We start from the raw sequence: 18,066 nt of genomic DNA, 5'->3' as shown, positions 1-18,066 counted from the left end.
GTTTGCAAAGCTTAGAGAAAATCAGCACGTTTCAGATTGAAGGTATCAATCAGGATGCTGCCATCTTCCAACGATACCACGCCGTGCATTTCATTCTTGACAGCCAGATAGGCATCACCCGCTTTCAGAATGTGTTTTTCCCCTTCGATCACCACTTCAAAGCTGCCCGCGGCAACGTAAGCGATCTGATCGTGGATGTCGTGTTTGTGCGGCGTACCAATAGCGTCTTTGTCAAAATGTACCAGCACCATCATCAGGTTGTCGGTCCAGGTCATGATTTTTTGCGTTTGATACCGCCGCCCAGCTCTTCCCACGGGGTTTCATCATCAATAAAGTAGCGTTTCATGGTCACTCCTTCCTATTAATTGTTATTGCCCAATATCCAGCAGCATGCGGGTGGGCACAGCATACGAATTCCGCCATTCTAGTAACATTCATGCCGAACGAAACTGAAAATGTGTAAAAGCATGACGGCCCTCAAGAAATAAATAAAATAATATTTTACTTTTATTAAATTACTATACCATCTGCATTACGCTTCTCCAAACATGAAAGCGCCGGGCGCGCACCGGAACAGGCCATGTTGTTACTGCCACACAATCTGACCTGTTTCGCCCGGCGTTTTCGTTTTCCCTGTTACGAGCAAGCGTAAACGTGGCGTACCAAGAACCAGTATGAACAAGCAAACTTCGCTAGCAGCATCACGGTTCTTTACTACACTTCTCTGGTTTCACCAATGAAAGCAGTACGGTAGCAATACTGGCTGATAACACGCTGACAAGCGCACACATTTTTTTAACAGACAATGTCAGATGTTCCAACACTGCATTTTCTTCTATTTATATTTCATATAGTTAGTTAAAGATGGCGGTTCACCCCTTGCTAAAACCGCCTTATTAAAAAAATCAAAACAACGCTCCTACTTTGATCACGCTTTCGAGATTGCGTGCATGACGAGGGAGTAAATAGCGCAATATAATCAATCGAAACAGTGTTTCTATTTATAAGGAACTGCAACGCAGTTCGATAAGAAGGTTCTCGATGAGTCTTTTTACGACTTTACGCACCAGCTCTGAAACGACACTCAACGAATGGTTGGCCGCATTGGATAGCCATATCGCTCGTGTATTGCAGACTGCACAAAGCCGTAAAAATCCTTCCCCCCCTGCTGGCAGATGGCGTTGATGTCTCCACGCAGGAACCGGTGGTGTGGAAATTCCCGGATGGTCATGATGCCCCCATCGCGAATTTCGCCAGCCAACAAAACTGGTTAAGAACCTTAAGCGCCATGAGCGCCATCACGGGGGATTCCCGTTATGAACAGCAGGCAACGGCGTATACCGACTACTTCTTCCAACACTATGTTGATGATAATAGCGGCCTGTTTTATTGGGGGGGGCATCGTTTCACCAATCTCGATACGTTGCGCAGCGAAGGGCCAGAATCAAAAGCCATGGTGCATGAATTAAAACACCATCTGCCCTATTACACGCTGTTGCATCGCGTCAGCGCAGAAAAAACGCTGAACTATCTTCAGGGGTTCTGGAATGCCCACGTAGAAGATTGGCAACAACTAGATCTTGGCCGCCACGGCGATTATGCCAAAACGCGCGATCCGCAGGTCTTTGAACACGCACGTCGCGATGTGGTTGATCCAGCGCTGTGGCCGCAACTGCCGCTGACCAAAGGGTTAACCTTCGTCAACGCGGGCACCGACCTGATTTATGCAGCTTTTGCTTATTCCCACTTTACCGGCGATGCATCAGAGGCGGCGTGTGGCAAACATTTATATCGCCAGTATGTTCTGGCGCGTAATCCCGAAACGGGCATGCCGGTATATCAGTTCAGTTCACCGCTGCAACGTCAGCCGGTACCTGAAGATGACAACCAGACCCAATCCTGGTTTGGCGATCGTGCACAGCGTCAGTTTGGCCCTGAATTTGGCGTTATCGCCAAAGAAGCCAATGTGTTGTTCCGTGACATGCGCCCTTTATTAATTGATAACCCGCTGGCCATATTGGATATTTTTCGCCAGCAGCCCGATAGCGAAATTATGGCATGGGTCATTTCAGGCTTAAAGAATTATTACCAATATGCCTACGACGTGGTCAGCAACACGCTGCGTCCGATGTGGAACAACGGGCAGGATATGACCGGTTTTGTTTTCCCACGCGATGGCTATTATGGCAAAAAGGGCACCACATTAGCCCCCTTCGCACTTGAAGGCGATTATCTGCTGCCGTTGGTACGTGCCTATAGCTTGAGCGATGATGACGAGCTGTACGCATTGATTGAGACAATGGCAAAGCACGGTGAGCAAGACGGCCTGGAAAAGAGTGCGACGCCTTTCCTGTTAGTCGCTTTGACTGAACTGGCAGAAAAAACGCAGTCGCCGATATGGGCAGAGCGTGCCTGGCGCGTAGCGGAAACCTTATTCAAACAGCAATTTCATCATGGTTTGTTCGTTCGGTACAACATCGTTATTTACGCCTGGATGATCCTCTTCCGCTGGCATTACTGACGTTTGTTGCCGCTTGTTACGGTAAACGTGACGCGGTACCGGCACTTTTAACGCAGGGTGGATACGTCCACGGTGATTTTCGCTTTAATGAGGAAAACAGAATTGTTTATGACGTGGAATTAATTTATCCAGAGTTATTAACACATTGATTTTTATTTTAATGGTTCTCAATTACTAAGTAGGTAAGCATTATGAATGAAAACAAAAGGCTGGGGCTAGCCTATATCTCCCCTTATATAATAGGGTTGATAGTTTTTACCGCTTTCCCCTTTATTTCATCGTTTGTGCTCAGTTTTACTGAATATGACCTGATGAATCCACCTGAGTTTACCGGCCTGGAAAACTATCACCGGATGTTTCTGGAAGATGACCTCTTCTGGAAATCCCTGTGGGTTACCTTTGCCTATGTATTCCTGACCATTCCATTGAAATTGATTTTTGCACTGCTGATTGCATTTGTGCTCAATTTTAAATTGCGTGGTATCGGTTTTCCGTACTACTTACTATGTACCGTCTATCCTCGGTAGTAGCGTAGCCATTGCCGTATTGTGGCGCGCCCTGTTCGCCATCGACGGTCTATTGAACAGCTTCCTTGGTGTGTTCGGCTTTGACGCAATCAACTGGCTGGGCGAACCGTCTCTGGCGCTGATGTCCGTTACCCTGCTGCGCGTATAGCAGTTTGGTTCCGCGATGGTTATCTTCCTGGCTGCATTGCAGAACGTTCCGCAATCGCAGTATGAAGCCGCCATGATCGACGGTGCATCCAAGTGGCAGATGTTCCTGAAAGTGACCGTACTGTTGATCACGCCGGTTATTTTCTTCAACTTCATCATGCAGACGACACAGGCATTCCAGGAATTTACCGCGCCATATGTCATTACTGGTGGTGGCCCGACCCACTACACCTATCTGTTCTCGCTCTATATCTACGATACGGCATTCAAGTATTTCGATATGGGCTACGGTGCAGCACTGGCATGGGTACTGTTCTTGGTTGTAGCTGTATTCGCATCAATATTGTTCAAACCGTCTAAATACTGGGTGTTCTACTCCGCCGATAAGGAGGAAAAAATGGCTGATATCCATTCCAATCTGTCATCGGCGCAAGCCCTCGCAGAAGCAGAAGTTCGTCGTACGTTGCGTAAAGAGAAGATCAGTGCGGCAATTCGTTACACGATTTTGCTGTTCGTCGGTCTGTTGATACTCTACCCACTGGCGTGGATGTTCTCTGCATCGTTCAAACCAAACCACGAGATCTTTACCACGCTGGGGCTATGGCCTGAGCACGCAACCAGTGACGGTTTCGTTAACGGCTGGAAAACCGGTACTGAATACAACTTCGGTCATTACATGTTGAACACGTTCAAATTTGTAATCCCGAAAGTGATTCTGACCATTATCTCTTCGGTTATCGTGGCATACGGCTTTGCCCGCTTCGAGATTCCTTGGAAAAACTTCTGGTTTGCGACCCTGATCGCTACCATGCTGCTGCCCAGCATCGTACTGTTGATTCCTCAGTACATCATGTTCCGTGAAATGGGCATGCTGAATAGCTACATGCCGTTATATTTGCCTTGCACATTTGCAACCCAAGGATTCTTCGTCTTCATGTTGATTCAGTTCCTGCGCGGCGTACCGCGTGATATGGAAGAAGCAGCACAGATTGACGGTTGTAACTCCTGGCAGGTGCTGTGGTATGTGGTCACGCCGATTCTGAAACCGGCGATCATTTCCGTCGCGTTGTTCCAGTTCATGTGGTCTATGAACGACTTTATCGGCCCGCTGATCTATGTCTACAGCGTGGATAAATACCCGATTGCGTTGGCTCTGAAAATGTCCATCGACGTAACAGAAGGCGCACCCTGGAACGAAATCTTAGCAATGGCAAGCATTTCGATCCTGCCATCCATCATCATTTTCTTCTTGGCACAGCGCTACTTTGTTCAGGGCGTGACCAGCAGCGGAATTAAAGGTTAATTGAGGATTTATCATGGCTGAAGTAGTTTTCAACAAACTGGAAAAAGTTTACTCCAACGGTTTCAAAGCAGTTCACGATATCGACCTGACCATCAAAGACGGTGAATTCATGGTTATCGTTGGGCCGTCTGGCTGTGCCAAGTCCACTACCCTGCGTATGTTGGCGGGTCTGGAAACCATTAGCGGCGGTGAAGCACGCATCGGCGAACGCATTGTCAACAACCTGGTGCCGAAAGATCGCGGTATTGCGATGGTGTTCCAGAACTATGCCCTCTACCCGCACATGACGGTACGTGAAAACCTGGCGTTCGGTCTGAAACTGGCTAAATTGCCGAAAGAGAAGATCGACGAGCAGGTTAACGAAGCGGCCAAGATTCTTGAACTTGAAGAGTTGATGGACCGTCTGCCGCGCCAGTTGTCCGGTGGTCAGGCACAGCGTGTGGCTGTAGGCCGTGCCATCGTGAAAAAACCGGATGTGTTCCTGTTCGATGAACCGTTGTCCAACCTGGACGCCAAACTGCGTGCTTCCATGCGTATCCGCATCTCTGACCTGCACAAACAGTTGAAGAAAAGCGGCAAACTGGCAACCAGCGTATATGTTACCCACGACCAGACCGAAGCCATGACCATGGGTGACCGTATCTGCGTCATGAAACTGGGCCACATCATGCAGGTGGATACACCGGATAACCTGTACCACTATCCGAAAAATATGTTCGTGGCAGGCTTTATCGGCGCGCCAGAAATGAACATCAAGCTGGGTAAACTGGTTGAAGCTGACGGTAAGATTGGTCTGCACGTGGGTGCCTACACCCTGCCGCTGAATTCCGCTCAACAGGACAAAGTTCGCTCTCATCTGACACAAGATATCTTCTTCGGCGTGCGCCCCGAATATGTGTCAGTCTCCGATACGCCTTTCGAAGACAACCATTCTGTCGGCGAACTGGTACGTGTAGAGAACATGGGTCATGAATTCTTTATGTACATAAAGGTTGATGGCTTTGAGATAACCAGTCGTATTCCTTCTGAGGAAGCGAGATTGATTATTAAGAATGGGCCTGAACCGTCAGGTGTTCTTTAAGTTTGATATGGATAAGTGCCATATCTTTGATGCAAAAACAGAACAAAATATCTCTCTTTAACAAGAGTAGTTACCGATGAAAAAAGCGATCCTACACACGTTGATAGCCTCATCTCTGGCATTGCTGGCGCATCAATCTTTCGCAGCGGATAACGTTGAACTGCGTATGTCCTGGTGGGGCGGCAATGGTCGTCACCAGCAGACGTTGAAAGCGATTGAAGATTTCCAGAAGGCAAATCCGAACATCACCGTTAAAGCGGAATACACCGGTTGGGACGGCCACCTGGCACGTTTGACCACACAGATCGCCGGTAACACCGAGCCTGATGTGATGCAGACCAACTGGAACTGGCTACCGATCTTCTCCAAAAACGGTGAGGGTTTCTACGATCTGAACAAACAGAAAGGTGTTATCGATCTCGCTCAGTTCGAACAAAAAGAACTGAATAACACCACTGTTGACGGCAAACTGAACGGTATTCCGATCTCTGTGACTGCTCGTGTGTTCTATTTCAACACCGACACCTGGCAGAAAGCAGGACTGGAATATCCGAAAACCTGGGACGAACTGCTGAACGCCGGTAAAGTGTTCAAAGAAAACTGGGTACTCAGTACTACCCTGTTATTCTGGAGCACCAGGATACGCTGGCGCTGCTGAACTCATACATGGTTCAGAAATACGGCATCCCTGCTATCGATGTGAAAACCCAGAAATTCGCGTACAACGATGCGCAATGGGCTGATTTCTCCGGCATGTACAAAAAACTGGTTGATAGCCACGTTATGCCGGACATGAAGTACTATGCCTCTTTCGGCAAGAGCAACATGTATGAAATGAAGCCGTGGATCACCGGTGAATGGGCAGGTACTTACATGTGGAACTCCACCATTACCAAGTACTCTGATAACCTGCAACCGCCGGCCAAACTGGCTCTGGGTAACTACCCGATGCTGCCGGGCGCCAAAGATGCAGGTCTGTTCTTCAAACCGGCTCAGATGCTCTTTATCGGTAAGTCTTCCAAACACCCGAAAGAAGCAGCAATGCTGATCAACTTCCTGCTGAACAGCAAAGAAGGTGTGCAAGCGCTCGGTCTGGAACGTGGCGTACCGTTGAGCAAGGCTGCTGTAGCGCACTGCGTAGCGATGGCGTGATCAAAGATGATTCCAACGCCGTTGCCGGTCTGAACCAGGCATTGACATTACCGCACGAAATCGGTGTATCTCCGTACTTTGATGACCCGCAAATCGTAGCGCTGTTTGGTGATACCATTCAGTCTATCGACTACGGTCAGAAAACGGTTGACGAAGCGTCTAAATACTTCCAGCGTCAGTCTGAACGTATTTTGAAACGTGCAATGAAGTAATATATTTTATGTAATCTCTACGTTAAATCCCTGTCATGCTGCGTGGCAGGGATTTTTTCATTTTAATTGAAACACACTTTATTTCCATACCGATCAATTTCACATTTTGAAACAATATTTCACTTTTTTTACTATGTACGATCAATATCACAAAATATAATTTTATAATAAATAAAATATAACTTGCTCCAATAAGTACAAATGCGTATTTTAGCATAATGTTATTACTCGATGGGAAATATAAAATGAAATTAAAATTATTAGCTCTGGCCGTGACTTCGATCGTTAGCGTTAATGCAATGGCAGTCACAATCGATTATCGTCATGAAATGAAAGATACTCCAAGTGCTGATCATAAAGATCGTTTGTCCGTATCACATCGCTTTGCCAACGGCTTTGGTTTATCTGTTGAAGCTAGATGGAAACAAAGTGGTAAAGATGACAGTGTAAACAAACCTTTTAGCGAGCCTGTCAGCAATGGCACCGAAGTAGTTGCCAGCTATGTTTACGACTTCAACAAAACCTGGTCTATTGAACCTGGTTTCTCCCTGGATTCCACCTCTGAAACTAACAACTACCGTCCTTATCTGCGCGCTAAAGTAAATATTATCGACGACTTGTCCTACTCTCTGCGCTATCGTCCTTACTACAAGCGTAACAGCGGTAAAATCGGTTCCACCAAAGCAAGTGATTACACGTCAGAAAGTGGTTATAACATCACCGGTGTTCTTTCTTATAAATTCCTGAAAGATTGGCAAGTTGATTACGAAATAGATTATAAGAAAACCACCAAAGCCGGTGTGACTTTGTTTGACAATGACAACTGGTCACTGGAACATGACGTAAAACTGTCCTACAAATGGGATAAGAACTGGAAGCCGTATACCGCTATCGGTAACGTTGTCCAGGATGGCAAATCTGATCACCGTCAAACACGTTTCCGTGTAGGTGTTCAATATAGCTTCTAATCGTCATTAGCGATTAAAAGTTAGGCAAAAGCAGTACAGGGATATTCAGGTTGACAATTTGCTATAGTGTTCCGGAATATCACTTTTTACGTCTTGGCAGTTAGCAGTTCAATAGTTAGTTTAGCAGTGCGATAGCTAGCTTTAGGTTATGTATTCTGTATCTGAATTACCCTCTTCGTGCATGAACGTTATTTTTTGATATATATTTTGTGGTTTTTAGGGTGTTCGTTTTCTCTCCGATGTGATGAATACCCTTTTTTTCCTTTCGAATTCCCCATGCTAACTCACCCGTTCCCCTAATGACTTTTTTGCGAGTGATATACTATGATTTCGCGTTCTCTTATTGCTGGAGCCTTATTGGTATCAATGTCTGGAATCAGTTTTGCCAACGCCACTTTTCCTGTCTGGCCACAGGGTGAAGCACCCGGTGCGGCTACCTCAGCCGCTAAACCAGAAGTCGTTGAACGCAGTAAAGATCCGGCGTTGCCCGATCGCACCGCAACAGGAATTCGCGCGCCAGAAATCACTGTGTATGCCCCAGAAAAACCGAACGGCGTGGGTATTCTGGTCACCCCCGGTGGTTCTTATCAGCGCGTGGTACTGGATAAAGAAGGTAGCGATCTGGCACCCTACTTTAACGCACAGGGCTATACGCTATTTGTTATGACCTACCGCATGCCGGGAGAAGGCCACAAAGAGGGAGCCGATGCCCCGCTGGCTGATGCGCAGCGCACATTGCGGGCACAGGCAGCAAACTGGAAGCTTAACCCACAACGTATTGGTGTGATGGGGTTTTCTGCCGGCGGGCACGTTGCTGCCAGCCTGGGCACCCAGTTTGACCGTGTAGTAACGCCACCTCTGGATGAGATCGATAGCCTGAGCGCGCGTCCAGACTTTATGGTGCTGATGTACCCTGTCATTTCCATTCGCGACGATATTGGCCATACCGGTTCGCGTAAACAACTCTTGGGTCAGCATCCTGACGAAGCGGGTATTGTGCGTTACTCTCCCCCGATCAACATGTCAACACGCAGACACCTCCGACGTTCCTGGTGCATGCCGTGGATGACCCCTCAGTGTCTGTCGAGAACAGTATGGTGATGTTTTCTGCGCTAAAGGCCAAACATATTCCGGTGGAAATGCATCTGTTTAAAAAGGGAAAACACGGTTTTGGCATTCGCGGCACGAAAGGGTTGCCTGTCGCCGTCTGGCCACAGCTGGTGCATACCTGGCTGAGCGCATTACCCGTTGACGGCACAAGCAGCAATAAATAAGAGCACGACATAAATAGTTACGCCGTCACAACTTCCGCAGTCAGGAATATTTCTCTATACTGTATAAAATTACAGCTTACCGAGAGACCCCATGACTGCGGAAGGACATCTGCTATTCTCCGTTGCCTGCGCTATTTTTGCCAAAAAAGCAGAGATCACGCCAGCACTGGCGAGCGGAGACTGGTGGCATATCATTCTGGGAGCCCTGCTGACAGCGTTACTGCCGGATATTGATCACCCCAAATCCGTATTGGGGCAGCGGCTACGGTGGTTCTCAGTGCCTATCGCGCGCGCCTTTGGGCACCGAGGTTTCACCCATAGCTTGCTGGCCATTGTGGCGGTCATCTGCTTTATTCGTCTTCAATTGCCCGCAGATTGGCCGATCCCTACCGATGCCTATCTCGGCAAAGAACGTTGCTCTGTTGTAAAATCGTGATCCCGGTTAACAAGTCTTACTTAACGTAACGAATGAAGTCTAACTGTTGCTGCCCTGTTTATGGTGTTTTTTGCTCGGCAGCTGAATGATGAATGGCGGCACAACAAGCGTAAAAAAATGCTGATTGGCCGATATACAAAAAAGTGTTCAATGGAAGTATTTGATATTGTTATGATATTCGCAATGGGAGCAAAATCAGAAAGGCGTTGGAAGTTGGCAAGCATCGTTTTATTGGTGGTACTTGCGTTATTAATTGGCGTAATGGTTCAAGGGTATTAATGGATCGTACTCGAAGGAAAGTGCGGCATGAGAAGCATTTTCCTCCGGGTAGCATAATAATAAGAATTCGCTCCTTTTATTTTCTTATCGCGAATAAGTTCTAAATTTATAACATTTTGCTATGGAAAAGTGCTGCTAACAGTAGCAAGATTGCTTAACAAGTTACATTTAATGGACTAATAGATAAAACCACAATTACTCAATAGGTTATAAGTGCCTTGTCTGTGATGATAACAACGGCTTCAGTACGGTTGTTACAGGGGTTGAGGCCTTATTCTGTGCGGCGCGTCTGTGACTGAACAAAAATGGCTTGCCATCGTTTTCAGAGTGTGTAATAACGCATTTGGGTGAAACGAGGTACAGTTCTGTATATGAGTGGCATTTTCAGTAAGGAAGTTAATGATACAACCGTTAGCGTTGCGCACTATTTCTCTGCCGATCCTTATCTTGGTGCCTCAAAGCAGTAACGACTTTGGTTTGTCTGTATAACGCCTTTGGGCGGTTTAAACAATTAAAGGAAATGTGTAAAATGGTAAAGATTAAAGGTCAGGTTAAGTGGTTCAATGAGTCCAAAGGTTTTGGTTTCATTACGCCTGCTGACGGCAGCAAAGACGTGTTCGTTCACTTTTCTGCAATCCAAGGTACCGGTTTTAAAACGCTGGCTGAAGGCCAGAGCGTAGAGTTCGAAATTCAAGACGGCCAGAAAGGTCCTTCTGCTGTTAACGTAACCACGCTGTAATTTACCGTTTCCAGTGCAAAACCCGCCATGGTGCGGGTTTTTTGTTTTCTGCCTTTTACTTGCCGCGTATCCGCATTTGTTTTTATCGCCCTGTAGGAAATTATGTCCATGTTTTATCAATGTCCGCTCTGCCATCAATCGTTAATGGCTAACGATCGCCAATGGTCATGTGGCCATCATCATTTCGATCGCGCCAGAGAGGGATACGTCAACCTGTTGCCGGTGCAGTTTAAACGTTCAAAAATGCCAGGCGATAATGCAGATATGATGCGTGCTCGCCGCCTTTTTCTTGATGCGGGCCATTATCAGCCGTTGCAGGCAGCGTTGCTGCAACATATCGATCGCCTGCTTCCGCCACAGGCGCAGGCACTGCTCGATATTGGCTGTGGCGAGGGTTACTACACCGGTGCGCTGGCGGAGCATTTGCGCGCCGTCCAGGTTTTCGGCCTGGATATTTCTAAAGCAGCCATTCAAAGAGCGGCGAAGCGCTATACCGCCGTTGAATTTTGTGTTGCCTCAAGTCGGCGCTTGCCGTTTGGTGATGCAGTGCTGGATGGAATACTGAAAATTTATGCTCCCTGCGAGGGGGAGGAGCTGGCCAGAACCGTAAAAGCGCAAGGGTGGGTAATCACCGTTTCTCCTGGCCCGCGCCATTTGTATCAGCTAAAAGCACAGGTTTATGATTCTGTCATGCTTCATCCGGTAAAAGCAGAGGAACTGCCTGGCCTTACGCTGCGTGAAGAACATACGCTGGCGTACTGGATGTCACTACGCGGTGATGAAGCGGCTTCATTGCTGCAAATGACGCCGTTTGCCTGGCGTGCGGCGCAAGAGGTGAAACAGCAGCTTTTAGATACTGACAACTTTCAGTGCGAAACGGATTTTATTCTTCGCTTCCATCAGCGTGATGTCGGATAAATAGAAAGGGGGAGCATTGGCTCCCCCTCTATTATTAGCGATGAATAAATGCATCAGGCGATGCCGATAAGATGCTCATAGAGAATGTTGCTGCCAATACCGATTAACACTATCCCGCCAAAGATTTCAGCTTTTTTTCCCACGAGAGGACCGATATAGCGGCCAATCAACATACCCAGCGTAACCATGATCATCGTGGCACAACCGATAACCATGGCGGTATGGAAGATATTGACCTGCAAGAATGCCAGACCGACACCGATGGCCATGGCATCAAGACTGGTCGCGATGGCGGTGCAAACCAGAGCAAACAGGGTGTGGCGCCTCACCGGTTCATCATTCTCGTCCCGTGAACTACGCATGCCTTCCATGATCATGCGACCACCCAGAATGACTAGCAGTGTAAAGGCGACCCAATGATCCCACTCAAGGATATATTGACTGGCGAAGAAACCGAGTGCCCAGCCGATTAGTGGAGTGATGGCTTCAATCAACCCGAAGATTAACCCAGTGCGAATCGCATCACGGAAACGGGGTTTGTGTAAGACGGCACCTTTACCGATGGATGCAGCAAACGCATCCATCGACATGCCAAAAGCAAGAATAAGCGTAGCATAAAGATTCATAGCAATAGCCTCGGCTGGGCGATTCTCCATATCCACATGCCACCTTCCCAACCTAAATAGGGGACATGTGTCTATGGTCTCGCCTGCATCACTGCCGCCCGCACCACGTTTTTACTATACCTATTGTCGCACGTCCGCTTCTGCATAACTGACGTACTGAACGATTTTCGGTATAAAACGAGTATGTTGATACGGGCATTTCTGAATCCAATATTCAGAAATTGGCTACTCCCCAAATAACGGCGCAACCTTACCATAATATTTACGCGTGAAACAACCGATAAAAAGCAGGGATTTCACTATTCACGCTTCAAATGTAATTGATAATTTTTTTCATTATCAATTGATTCGTAAAATTCACAAAATAATAACAGTATCAACAGGGGTAAATATGACTTGCCATCGTGTGGGTATTCACAGCGAGAAAAAATATATCAAAAAATTATTATTGTTAACTTACTAATTTCAATCATAAAATTATATATTTTTCAAGGTCGTCTAATTGTTGCACGCTAATCAGTAAGAGACGTTTTTCCAGCTCAACCACTAAAATGCCGTCTTCCGATAAATTCATGTTACGAATGCGGGTATAAGGAATAAAGATGTTGGCATAGATAAATCCGCTTGCCTTAAATAATAATTTAGGCCGGCGAATATAAGAGAGATATATCGATATCACCACCAGGGAAATTAATAACGTGGTGGTTAACAGACGATTGGTGCGACGCAGAGGCACCAGCAAGCGAGTGCCACCCTGGCGCAGCGGTTGGATAAATTCATCATAAATGGCATAGGCCAACATAAGAGCAATAACGACAATCAGCACAATATCCGTTGTTGACATAGCATTCCCCTGAGTCTTCGCGTTAGGCAGGTAGTACCGTACTGCGTATAAAGAAAGGACGTGGCGTGAGTCACGCCACGTCCGGTAGTTTACCACAGGCTCACCGACGATAAGCGGTACAAACATCGCGCATCGCCGTTGCCGTCTGGATTAAACCCCCAGCAGGCCAATCCAGTAGCCAAAGATACCAATGGCAAAGAAGCCGATGATCAGCCACAGTGCGTTAACTTTACGCCGCAACAGCCACATACAGCCGAATGTCAGTAATAACGGCACTAACCCCGGCATCAACTGATCGAGGATCGATTGCACCGTGGTGACGGTTGTTTCGCCGTTCTGATTGGTGACGCGGGAAACCACCATGGGGATGTTCACGTGGGTCCATTTGTTAACCAGTGCCCCCATGACAAACAGGCCCAGAATAGATGCCCCCTCGGTCATCTTTTGTAGGAGGCCGCCGCCCATATCACTCACAATATCGATGCCTTTACGGTAACCGTAGGCAACCCCGTAATAACGCACTAACAGGCGTACCAGATTAAACAGCACGAAGAACAATATGGGGCCCAACAGGCTACCGCTCATGGCGATACCGGTACCCAGCGCAGCGAACACGGGACGCGCAGTTCCCCAGAAAATCGGGTCGCCAACCCCGGCTAATGGTCCCATCAGGCCCACTTTCAGGCCGTTAATTGCACCATCATCAATCGGGGCCCCATTGGCGCGTTGTTCTTCCATTGCCATGGTTACACCCAGTACCGGTGCTGCCACGAAAGGCTGGGTATTGAAAAACTCCAGATGGCGTTTGATGGCCTGTTTACGCTCTTCCGAGTTTTCCGGATACAGGCGACGAATCACCGGTACCATGGAAAAACAGAATCCCAGCGCCTGCATACGTTCGAAGTTCCACGATCCCTGAAACAGGTTTGAGCGAATAAACACCGCACGGATATCGCTGGCCGTCAGTTTTTTCTCTTGCGTTGTATCAACCATTTCTCTCACCCCTGTTAGTCCAGTTCATTATCAAGGTCATTGCTACCCTGCGCAGCGACGGGTTGTCTCTGTGCCTTGTTGTATTTCGGGCTCAACTGGATATACATAATTGCCATGACGATGCCGATCACGCCCAGAGCAACCAGGTTGAACTGGGTGAAAGCAGCCGTGACGAAGCCGAGGTAGAAGAACGGCATCAGGTAGCCGGCACTCATCATGTTGATAACCATTGCATAACCAACCACGACGATCATACCGCCTGCGATATTCAGCCCGTTGGTCACCACTTCAGGGATAGAATTCAGCAGAGAGTGGACAGCTTCAGTACCGACGGACACGGCGACAATCAGCGCCGGAATGGCGATACGCATAGCCTGCAGCAGCAGGGCAGAGACGTGAATCCAACTGATGGCGCTTAAATTGCCGCGTTCTGCTGCGCTGTCAGCAGCATGCTGGAAAGCGACGGTGATAGTACGTACGATAATGGTTAAAACCTGACCTGCGGCGGCAAGCGGAATAGCCAAAGCGATACCCGCGCCGACGCCTTGACCACCGGCGATAACCAGAATCGTAGAGATGATAGAAGCGAGTGCGGCATCTGGTGCTACCGCTGCACCGATATTCATCCATCCCAGCGCGATCATTTCAAGGGTCCCACCGATGATTATCCCGGTTTGCAAATCACCGAGCACGGCGCCAATCAACGTACAGGCGACCAGAGGGCGGTGAAACTGGAATTCATCAAGAATAGACCCCATCCCTGAGACGCAAGAGACGAGAAATATCAGCACAAGTTGAAGTGTTGTTATCTCCATTGTACTTCTCCTATGAGAAAACTGTCTGAGTAAACATTGTCAAAATAAACATAGTCGAGACACAGCATTATCGTGCAAAGGTGCAGTAATGCTATTGTCGCTGCCAAGTTAGCTATTCACCTTGGCAATCAAATCCATCATTTTAAGTTTCGAATCGGTTGATACTTTTCTGACTTCCAGTTCAATGCCGCGTGCATCCAGCGCCTTAAAGGCTTCGATGTCTTTGGCATCGATGGAGACAGCGTTATTGACCTGTGTTTTACCCTGACGATAGGCCATGCCACCAATATTGACGGACGTGATCTCAACGCCGTTCTCAACCAGACGCTGAACGTCGGTCGGATTGGTGAAAAGCAGCATCACGCGATCGTTGGCATATTTCGGATTCTCATAAACACGAATCGCTTTGGCGACATCCACCACATGGGCAGTCACGCCGGGAGGGGCAACCTGTGTCAGCAACGTTTTACGCACGTTATCGGCGGCGACTTCATCACTGACAACGATGATGCGGCTGACGTTGGTCTCCTTGGTCCAGCGCGTGGCGACCTGGCCGTGAATCAGTCGGTCATCAATACGGGCAAGACCGATCTTCATATGTCCACCAGGGCCAACCTGCGCGGGTTTGGCGGCAGGCGCGGGTTCCGCTGCTTTCAGCGCTTTTATGCCAGTGCGGCCCGCTTCGAGTGCGATGGCAATCAGTTCCTCGAACGTGGGGTCGTCATCGCGTGCCATAAACGTTTCTGCGAGCATCGGGATATTAACCCCAGCAATCACGTCATGGTTAGCTTTATCGGTTACCAGGCGGCTGGCGGCATTGAACGGGCTGCCACCCCAGGTATCAACAAGAAACAGCACGCCAAGCGACGTATCCAACGTCTCAAGCTTAGCCTGATATTTCTCGATCAGCGTTTCCGCATTTTCACCGGGAACGAAATCAATCCAGGCAACGTTACTTTGTTCACCCAGAATCATTTCCGCTGTTTTCAGCAGCGGTCCGGCGGTGGATCCGTGAGCGCATAACATAATTGCAATACTCACTTGCTACCTCCTCATTCTCTTTAGGGTACTCAATATTCTCTTTAGGGTACTCAATGCATCCGATTAACGGGTGTGACTATTAACCGAAGTGATATCAGTATGAACGCAAGTTTTTACTCAAGAATCATAAAAGAATGCGCTGTAGCGTTATATGTTATGAAACGATTCAGGCTCCCCATCTTGGGTGACATGTCCGATTTATTTTACCCACTGAAAAAATAAATAGTGTGACGCTGCTTACGTATTTGTTGGTTTAAACGCCGTTTGTTATGCGATTGAGAACAACATCACGGGCATGTTAAGAAACAATCAATCGTGCGCGTTTTTTGGTAGCGAAGAAATCTTTGTAAAAAATGGAAACAACCTGCTAGAGTAACATTCTGTTTAATTGCTTAGGAGCACAGGGTTTCGACCCACTCTATATATGGACCGTCACCGACAATCCTTTCTTACTCAGCCGGCCTTTGCCGGTGCTGTTTCTGGGGCTGACCTGACGGGTCACCCAACTCTCGATAGCCGCCAGGGCGGTATTTATACTCTTGCTGTTTCCCCGATGCTGCGCCACATCACACCGATGGTGTTGATGCTGTCTGCTTGCGCCATTTCTGGAGTCTGACATGGAATTTTTGCTGGATCCCTCAATCTGGGCGGGCCTGTTGACACTGGTGGTACTGGAAATTGTTCTGGGTATCGACAACCTGGTGTTTATCGCCATTCTGGCGGATAAGCTGCCGCCGAAGCAGCGCGACAAGGCCCGTGTCATTGGCCTCTCGCTGGCGCTCTTGATGCGTCTGGGGCTGCTGTCACTGATTTCATGGATGGTGAAACTGACCAACCCACTGCTCACTATCGCAGGTTACAGCTTCTCTGCGCGCGATATGATCCTGCTGGCGGGGGGGCTATTTTTGCTGTTTAAAGCCACCACGGAGCTGCATGAACGGCTGGAAAATCGACCGCATGAGCATAACGGGCCGAGGGTTCATGCCAGTTTCTGGGCGGTTGTCGCACAGATTGTGGTGCTGGATGCGGTCTTCTCGCTGGATGCGGTGATTACGGCCGTCGGGATGGTCAACCATATCGGTGTGATGATGACGGCGGTGGTGATTGCGATGGTCGTCATGCTGCTGGCATCCAAGCCGCTGATGAACTTCGTAAATGACCACCCTACGGTAGTGGTACTGTGTCTCAGCTTCTTGCTGATGATTGGTCTGAGTCTGGTGGCAGAAGGTTTCGGCTTCCATATTCCGAAGGGGTACCTGTACGCCGCGATCGGTTTCTCGATTCTTATCGAACTGTTTAACCAGATTGCGCGCCGCAATTTCATCAAACACCAGTCGCGCCGCCCAATGCGCGAGCGTACTGCCGAAGCGATCCTGCGTCTGATGGGCACACGTAAAGCGACGGACGATGAAGAAGAAAAACCGGCATCTCCGGCGATGGAAACCTTCGCAGAAGAAGAGCGTTACATGATCAGCGGCGTATTGACGCTGGCATCGCGTTCACTGCGCAGCGTGATGACGCCGCGTACCGAGATCTCCTGGGTGGATAGCGAACGCTCGATTGATGATATTCGCGTGCAACTGTTGGATACGCCGCACAGTCTGTTCCCGGTATGCCGTGGATCCTTGGACGAGTTGGTCGGTGTCGTGCGCGCCAAAGAATTGCTGGTGGCCCTGGATAACGGTGTGGATGTGGAAAGCTTTGCCGCTGCCACGCCGCCGCTGGTGGTGCCGGATACGCTGGATGCCATCAATCTGTTGCCGGTATTGCGTCGTGCCAAGGGGAGTCTGGTGGTGGTTACCAATGAGTTTGGTGTGGTGCAGGGGTTGGTGACGCCGCTGGATATTCTGGAAGCGATTGCGGGGGAATTCCCCGATGAAGATGAAACGCCGGATATCGTGGTCGAAGAAGGCGGTTGGCTGGTGAAAGGCGGCACCGATTTGCACACGCTGCAACAGGTGCTGGACAGCCATGAACTGGTTGATCCGAAAGAGGAATACGCCTCGCTTGCCGGTTTGTTACTGGCACATAGCAATGAAATCCCTAAAGTGGGCGAGGTGTGATTGAGCTTCATCACTTCCGCTTTGAGATCATGGCGGTGTCGGAATACCGCATCGAACTGGTGCGCGTTTGGCCGATCCCCACGCGGATGAAGAAGAATAATCGTCTGCCGCAGATAATAAAAAAACC

General features: G+C 48.5%; 12 protein-coding genes and 8 pseudogenes. 14 read left to right on the top strand and 6 right to left on the bottom strand.

Annotated features, from left to right (window positions below; all coding sequences use genetic code 11):
- Positions 1–11 precede the first annotated feature (11 nt).
- Positions 12–346: pseudogene (locus ACMZI0_RS05165) on the bottom strand (cupin domain-containing protein).
- Between the two features lie 695 nt (positions 347–1,041).
- On the opposite strand from ACMZI0_RS05165, the pseudogene pelW reads away from it, so the two are divergent.
- The 12 genes and pseudogenes from pelW to rlmA all read left to right on the top strand — a co-directional run bounded on the left by pelW (position 1,042) and on the right by rlmA (position 11,557).
- Positions 1,042–2,670 (top strand): annotated as a pseudogene (gene pelW, locus ACMZI0_RS05160) (pectate disaccharide-lyase PelW).
- 42 nt (positions 2,671–2,712) lie between these two features.
- Positions 2,713–3,600 (top strand): annotated as a pseudogene (locus tag ACMZI0_RS05155) (carbohydrate ABC transporter permease).
- Positions 3,593–4,498, top strand: a complete 906-nt coding sequence (locus ACMZI0_RS05150) for a carbohydrate ABC transporter permease (RefSeq protein WP_415672171.1) — start codon at positions 3,593–3,595, stop codon at positions 4,496–4,498. Before ACMZI0_RS05155 ends, ACMZI0_RS05150 begins: the two are co-directional and overlap by 8 nt.
- 13 nt (positions 4,499–4,511) lie before the next feature.
- Positions 4,512–5,640: pseudogene (locus ACMZI0_RS05145) on the top strand (ABC transporter ATP-binding protein).
- A 15-nt stretch (positions 5,641–5,655) separates the two neighbouring features.
- A pseudogene (locus tag ACMZI0_RS05140) lies at positions 5,656–6,943 on the top strand (ABC transporter substrate-binding protein).
- Between the two features lie 245 nt (positions 6,944–7,188).
- Positions 7,189–7,911 (top strand): oligogalacturonate-specific porin KdgM family protein, encoded by a 723-nt coding sequence (locus ACMZI0_RS05135; RefSeq protein WP_415672170.1) that lies wholly within the window; start codon positions 7,189–7,191, stop codon positions 7,909–7,911.
- A 324-nt stretch (positions 7,912–8,235) separates the two neighbouring features.
- Positions 8,236–9,185: pseudogene (paeX, locus tag ACMZI0_RS05130) on the top strand (pectin acetylesterase PaeX).
- Positions 9,186–9,276: 91 nt separating this feature from the next.
- Positions 9,277–9,585, top strand: a pseudogene (locus ACMZI0_RS05125) (metal-dependent hydrolase); the annotation flags it as partial.
- A gap of 96 nt (positions 9,586–9,681) precedes the next feature.
- A complete protein-coding gene (locus ACMZI0_RS05120; RefSeq protein WP_415672169.1) occupies positions 9,682–9,900 on the top strand; it encodes a hypothetical protein in 219 nt (72 codons plus the stop codon).
- A gap of 371 nt (positions 9,901–10,271) precedes the next feature.
- Complete coding sequence (locus tag ACMZI0_RS05115) at positions 10,272–10,367, top strand: DUF2627 domain-containing protein (protein ID WP_415672168.1); 96 nt, start codon at positions 10,272–10,274, stop codon at positions 10,365–10,367.
- Positions 10,368–10,429: 62 nt separating this feature from the next.
- Positions 10,430–10,639, top strand: coding sequence for a transcription antiterminator/RNA stability regulator CspE (cspE, locus tag ACMZI0_RS05110; protein WP_415672167.1), 210 nt, complete (start codon positions 10,430–10,432; stop codon positions 10,637–10,639).
- Positions 10,640–10,747: 108 nt separating this feature from the next.
- The gene (gene rlmA, locus ACMZI0_RS05105; protein WP_415672166.1) at positions 10,748–11,557 is read left to right on the top strand and encodes a 23S rRNA (guanine(745)-N(1))-methyltransferase; all 810 of its coding nucleotides are present in this window, start codon (positions 10,748–10,750) and stop codon (positions 11,555–11,557) included.
- Between the two features lie 53 nt (positions 11,558–11,610).
- Here the strand turns inward: rlmA and mntP are convergent, their stop codons facing one another.
- From mntP to manX, 5 genes are all read right to left on the bottom strand, one after another.
- Positions 11,611–12,183, bottom strand: coding sequence for a manganese efflux pump MntP (mntP, locus tag ACMZI0_RS05100; protein ID WP_415672350.1), 573 nt, complete (start codon positions 12,181–12,183; stop codon positions 11,611–11,613).
- Between the two features lie 469 nt (positions 12,184–12,652).
- Positions 12,653–13,027 carry a DUF986 family protein gene (locus ACMZI0_RS05095; RefSeq protein WP_415672165.1) on the bottom strand — a complete coding sequence of 125 codons (375 nt, stop codon included), beginning with the start codon at positions 13,025–13,027 and terminating at the stop codon, positions 12,653–12,655.
- Between the two features lie 150 nt (positions 13,028–13,177).
- Complete coding sequence (locus ACMZI0_RS05090; RefSeq protein ID WP_415672164.1) at positions 13,178–14,020, bottom strand: PTS mannose transporter subunit IID; 843 nt, start codon at positions 14,018–14,020, stop codon at positions 13,178–13,180.
- Positions 14,021–14,034: 14 nt separating this feature from the next.
- Entirely contained in the window at positions 14,035–14,835 is an 801-nt protein-coding gene (locus ACMZI0_RS05085; RefSeq protein ID WP_415672163.1) for a PTS mannose/fructose/sorbose transporter subunit IIC, read from the bottom strand.
- A 108-nt stretch (positions 14,836–14,943) separates the two neighbouring features.
- Positions 14,944–15,876, bottom strand: a complete 933-nt coding sequence (manX, locus tag ACMZI0_RS05080; protein WP_415672162.1) for a PTS mannose transporter subunit IIAB — start codon at positions 15,874–15,876, stop codon at positions 14,944–14,946.
- 424 nt (positions 15,877–16,300) lie between these two features.
- On the opposite strand from manX, the gene ACMZI0_RS05075 reads away from it, so the two are divergent.
- A complete protein-coding gene (locus ACMZI0_RS05075) occupies positions 16,301–16,492 on the top strand; it encodes a hypothetical protein (protein WP_415672161.1) in 192 nt (63 codons plus the stop codon).
- 1 nt (position 16,493) lies between these two features.
- Positions 16,494–18,007 (top strand): annotated as a pseudogene (locus ACMZI0_RS05070) (TerC family protein); the annotation flags it as partial.
- Positions 18,008–18,066 lie beyond the last annotated feature (59 nt).

Source organism: Symbiopectobacterium sp., from assembly GCF_047692315.1.
Classification (GTDB): domain Bacteria; phylum Pseudomonadota; class Gammaproteobacteria; order Enterobacterales; family Enterobacteriaceae; genus Symbiopectobacterium.
Note: the sequence above shows the minus strand (reverse complement) of the source record. Positions and strands in the feature narration are given on the sequence as shown.

Excerpts from the sequence above, each read along its gene's own strand:
- ACMZI0_RS05150 (WP_415672171.1), top strand. The coding sequence starts at position 3,593 with ATGGCTGATATCCATTCCAATCTGTCATCGGCGCAAGCCCTCGCAGAA.
- ACMZI0_RS05135 (WP_415672170.1), top strand. The coding sequence starts at position 7,189 with ATGAAATTAAAATTATTAGCTCTGGCCGTGACTTCGATCGTTAGCGTT.
- ACMZI0_RS05120 (WP_415672169.1), top strand. The coding sequence starts at position 9,682 with ATGGTGTTTTTTGCTCGGCAGCTGAATGATGAATGGCGGCACAACAAG.
- ACMZI0_RS05115 (WP_415672168.1), top strand. The coding sequence starts at position 10,272 with ATGAGTGGCATTTTCAGTAAGGAAGTTAATGATACAACCGTTAGCGTT.
- cspE (WP_415672167.1), top strand. The coding sequence starts at position 10,430 with ATGGTAAAGATTAAAGGTCAGGTTAAGTGGTTCAATGAGTCCAAAGGT.
- rlmA (WP_415672166.1), top strand. The coding sequence starts at position 10,748 with ATGTTTTATCAATGTCCGCTCTGCCATCAATCGTTAATGGCTAACGAT.
- mntP (WP_415672350.1), bottom strand. The coding sequence starts at position 12,183 with ATGAATCTTTATGCTACGCTTATTCTTGCTTTTGGCATGTCGATGGAT.
- ACMZI0_RS05095 (WP_415672165.1), bottom strand. The coding sequence starts at position 13,027 with ATGTCAACAACGGATATTGTGCTGATTGTCGTTATTGCTCTTATGTTG.
- ACMZI0_RS05090 (WP_415672164.1), bottom strand. The coding sequence starts at position 14,020 with ATGGTTGATACAACGCAAGAGAAAAAACTGACGGCCAGCGATATCCGT.
- ACMZI0_RS05085 (WP_415672163.1), bottom strand. The coding sequence starts at position 14,835 with ATGGAGATAACAACACTTCAACTTGTGCTGATATTTCTCGTCTCTTGC.
- ACMZI0_RS05075 (WP_415672161.1), top strand. The coding sequence starts at position 16,301 with ATGGACCGTCACCGACAATCCTTTCTTACTCAGCCGGCCTTTGCCGGT.